This is a genomic window from Bacteroides cellulosilyticus DSM 14838, assembly GCF_000158035.1.
Taxonomy (GTDB): Bacteria; Bacteroidota; Bacteroidia; order Bacteroidales; family Bacteroidaceae; genus Bacteroides; species Bacteroides cellulosilyticus.
This window is the reverse complement of record NZ_EQ973547.1, coordinates 1-540: the sequence shown is the minus strand read 5'-3', so window position 1 is coordinate 540 and position 540 is coordinate 1. Positions and strand designations below refer to the sequence as shown.

Below are 540 nucleotides of genomic sequence, written 5' to 3'. Positions count from 1 at the left end.
TAGGTTATGAGGCCCGCGCTTTCAATATCGAAGAGGCGGCAAGTCTGATATATACCCATCCCCGCCTGCTATCATTGCAGGAGATGTACCGGGTAGCCGCATTCTATCGCCCCGGCACAGAGCAATACCGTGAAATTTATGAGATAGCCGCCTACCACTTTCCGGACGACGTGCTGGCCAATATCAATGCGGCTTCGGCGGTAATCATGGCAGGCGATCCGGTTAGCGCACGGCAATATCTCAGTAAGGTGGCCGATGACCCGCGTGCATGGAATGATTTCGGTGTGCTGGCCTATCTGGAAGGTGACCGGAAGAAAGCGGAAGAATGGTTTCGCAAGGCACTGGGAGTAGAACCGGAAAAGGCGAGGAAGAACCTGAAGAAAATGAAGAATGAAAAATAAAGAACGAAAAACAGAAAACATAATAGAGAATAAAAAGAACGAGGAATGGAAATAAGTAATAACCGCATAAAAGTAACAAGCATGAAAACATTCGCTAAATTCTTTCTGCACTTTTCATTGGTGATACTGTCCTGCCTGA

Annotated in this window: 1 protein-coding gene; it reads left to right on the top strand. The window is 47.2% G+C overall.

Translation table 11 applies throughout. The features are described 5' to 3' along the window. Positions 1 to 401 (top strand): tetratricopeptide repeat protein (locus BACCELL_RS25605; RefSeq protein ID WP_007215099.1); only part of this gene is annotated, 401 nt, incomplete at its 5' end. Positions 402 to 540: the final 139 nt, after the last annotated feature.